Origin of the sequence: Frankia sp. AiPs1, from assembly GCF_023716945.1 — a bacterium.
Classification (GTDB): Bacteria; Actinomycetota; Actinomycetes; order Frankiales; family Frankiaceae; genus Frankia.
On record NZ_JAMQQF010000509.1, the window covers coordinates 1,127 to 4,327 of the forward strand.

A 3,201-nucleotide genomic window follows, 5' to 3' on the forward strand; every position below is an offset into this window, starting at 1 on the left:
ACGCCCCGGGCCCGACACCCGGCGCCCGCCCCCTCCCCCGGGACGCGATGCGGTGGGGGGGGGGGGGGGGGGGGGGGGGGGGCCGCCCCCGCCCCCCCCCCCCCCCCCCCCCGCCGCGTGCTGGTCGTGATCGGACTGGCGCCGGTGAGCAGCCGGTCGTCCGGTCTGGCCCCGCGCCACTCGATCGCGAGCCACGCCACGAGTCGGTCGACGGCCGCCGGGTCCAGCTCGATCCCGGCCATCGGCGACCAACCGACGAGCGCGTCGTCGACCGCCGGCGGCGGGCTCGCCGGCCGGGCCCGGTGGACGATCGTGGCCCGGCCCGAGCGGGCACCGTGATCGGCCGCCCGGGGAACGTCTGCCGGGCGCAGCGGGCGGATCAGGTCGCGGTGCAGAACGACCCGCTCCATGCAGGCCGGGTGGCAGGGCGCGACGAAGGCGACGGGCGAACCGGCCGTCGGCACGCCCGCCGAGGGCTCCCGCGCCGGCGGCTCGCCGGCCCTGCTTTCGCCGGCCCAGTGTTCGCTGGCCCAGTGCTCGCCGGTCCTGTGCTCGCTCGTCGGGGACGGGTCGGGTTCGATCGTGCCCAGCCCCACCCCCACGTACCGCCGGTTGCGGTCGCGTTCCCGCAGCCGGCTGGCGGTCTTGCGGGCCACCGCCCGAGCCCCGAACTCGCGGGTGTATGCGGCCAGCGCCCGGGAGCCGCCGGAGCGCACGAAGAACTGGTCGTCCACCGGGACCAGGGTGATCCAGACGGCCGGGCGCACGCGTGCCAGCCCGGCCGTCGGGGTCTCGTCGAGGAAGCCGTCGGCCCAGCGCTGCGCGAGGAGAACCCTCACCTCGCCGCCGGCGCCCATCCGACCGGCTGGGCGCGGCAGGCGCCGGCGAGCAGCGCCAGCGGATTCGACAGCGCCTCGTCGATCAGCCGGGCGCAGGTCGCGAACGCGTCCCGACCACCCCCGAGCGGGTCGGTCAGGTCGTCGAGCGACGCCGCCACGATGCGGCCCGAGGCCCGGGCCCGCCAGGCAGCCGCGGTCAGGCACTCCCCAACCAGCCGCGGCGGACCCGCTGGGAGGTCCGCCGGGCGCACCCCGGAGGTCAGCCGGCCGAACTCGCACACGGTGAAGGTCCGGCGCAGGGCGCGCGGCGCGAGGGCGACCACCGCCGAGCGGTGCCGTCGGGTCGCGCACAGGACCAGGTCACTGGCGCCGATCAGCTCCGCGGTCAGGGGTCGGGTGCGAAACGCCGCGGGGTCCACGCCCCGCGCGCGCAGCAGCGCCGCGGCGTGCGGGTGCATCGGCGTACCCGGCTCGGCGTACACCCCGGCGCTGTGGAACACGGGCGCCGGGTCGGGCGCGGCGCGGAAGCGGGCCGCGGCGAGGTGCTCGGCCAGCGGCGAGCGGCAGAGATTGCCGGTGCAGACCATCAGCACCGTCCACGGCCAACGCTGCTCGCCCGGCCCGCCCGCCTCGGCGGCCCTGCCGGGCCCGCCGGGCTCGACCGACTGGGTGGCGTGCCGGGGCCAGCCGGTGGTGCTCATGCCGGCCGGGGCGCGCTGCCCCGGCGCCAGTACACGCCCGTCCAGTCGACCTGGAAGATCGGCTCGGAGACGCCGTGGGCGGCCCGGTAGTCATCCACCGCCGCCCGGCAACCGGGCACCGCCCCGTAGTCGTCGATGATGCAGTAGCCGCCGGGGGACAGCTTCGGATACAGCGCGCCGAGCGCGTCGATGGTGCTCTCGTACATGTCGCCGTCCAGGCGCAGCACCGCCAGGCGCTCGATCGGCGCGCCGGGCAGCGTGTCGCGGAACCAGCCCGGCAGGAAGCGGACCTGGTCGTCGAGCAGGCCGTAGCGACGGAAGTTCTCCCGCACCTGGTCGAGGGAGACGACGAGGGCGGAGTGCTCGTGGTGGCGGTCGCCGGCGTCGGCGGCGTAGCGCGGATCGGGCACCGGCAGCCCGGCGAACGAGTCGGCGACCCAGACCGTGCGGTCGTCGACCCCGTAGGCCGCCAGCACCCCGCGCATCAGGATGCAGGCGCCGCCCCGCCACACCCCGGTTTCGATGAGGTCGCCGGGGACGCCGTCGCGGATCACCTGCTCGGTGCACTCCTGCAGGTTGCGCATGCGATGTTCGCCGGTCATCGTGTGCGCGAGTCTCGGCCAGTCCCGCCCGTCACCGCGGGCATCGGGGGAGGATCTCTTCACGATCTCCACCCCCTGCCGCGCGGCGGCCAGGGCCACGATGCGCCGGGCGCCGCCGCGCGGCTCCCACACGCTGCCGTCCCCGCCGTCCCACAGGGAGAAGGTCAGGGTGGACCGGAGGAGATCGAGGTACCGCCCCGTGGTGTCGGGCAGGTCCTCGCGGGTGACGGTCGCCGTCGTGGTCATCGTCGCTCCTGGATGGGGGATGGATCGCCGGTGAGGTCGGTGAGGTCGGTGATGGGGTCGGTGGTGGCGCGGGGCGCGGGGATCGCGGGGTGCGGGCGGCCGGCGAGGTGGGTCGGGCCGGCGTCGTCGGGCTGGCTGGTGGCGGGCTGGCCGCTGCGGGCGAGCAGGCGGGTGCAGGCGAGATAGAGCGCGGCGGCGGAGGCGCTGTAGGTGGCGCCGGAGACGGCGGCCACCCCCGCCAGCCCCCCGTGGCGTAGCGCGAGGACAAGCCCCAGCACGGTCGCCAGCGCGACCGGCACCTGCACGGCGAGCACCGTGCGGGCGGAGCGGAAGCCGAGCAGCACGTGGATGAGCAGGTAGTCGACCGACTGGGGGATGGCGGCGAGGACGAGGATCCGGGTGGTCGTGGCCGCCGGGGCGAACTCGGCGCCGTACACCACCCGGATGCCCAACGGGGTGAGCAGCGCGACCGGCCCGGCGACGGCCGCGGCGATCGCGAGCGTGGCGAGGACCGCCCGGCGCACCGTGCGGGCCCGCGCACGGGGGTCGACCATGGAGCGCAGCCGGCTGAAGACCACCATGCCGGTCGCCTGGCAGATGGTCGAGCAGGCGGTGGCGAAGGCGACCGCCACTCCGTAGAACGCGACCTCGTGGGCCGCCCGGAAGGTCGCGACGAGCAGCATGTCGAGCTTGTAGATGAGCTGGGCGCCGACGACCGTGCCGTAGGCCCCCAGCGCGCAGCGCACGAAGGCGCGTCGCGGCAGCAACGCGCCGATCCGCGGGCCCCGGGCGCCTCGCCGGCCGGGTCCGGTC

At 76.7% G+C, this 3,201-nt stretch carries 3 protein-coding genes and 1 pseudogene; all 4 read right to left on the reverse strand.

The features are described 5' to 3' along the window. A pseudogene (locus ND748_RS26275) lies at positions 1 to 839 on the reverse strand (hypothetical protein); the annotation flags it as partial. Then, positions 836 to 1,540 (reverse strand): protein-tyrosine-phosphatase, encoded by a 705-nt coding sequence (locus tag ND748_RS26280; protein ID WP_251748849.1) that lies wholly within the window; start codon positions 1,538 to 1,540, stop codon positions 836 to 838. The gene ND748_RS26280 and the pseudogene ND748_RS26275, both read right to left, overlap by 4 nt. Then, positions 1,537 to 2,388: a TylF/MycF family methyltransferase gene (locus ND748_RS26285; RefSeq protein WP_251748851.1), complete on the reverse strand. Its 852-nt coding sequence runs from the start codon at positions 2,386 to 2,388 to the stop codon at positions 1,537 to 1,539. Before ND748_RS26285 ends, ND748_RS26280 begins: the two co-directional genes overlap by 4 nt. Beyond that, positions 2,385 to 3,201, reverse strand: an 817-nt coding sequence (locus ND748_RS26290; protein WP_374216042.1) for a lipopolysaccharide biosynthesis protein, incomplete at its 5' end; no start/stop codon positions are given. The genes ND748_RS26290 and ND748_RS26285, both read right to left, overlap by 4 nt.

Bases quoted from the DNA above. Each gene is read 5' to 3' on its own strand.
- ND748_RS26285 (WP_251748851.1), bottom strand. From the start codon at position 2,388: ATGACCACGACGGCGACCGTCACCCGCGAGGACCTGCCCGACACCACG.
- ND748_RS26280 (WP_251748849.1), bottom strand. From the start codon at position 1,540: ATGAGCACCACCGGCTGGCCCCGGCACGCCACCCAGTCGGTCGAGCCC.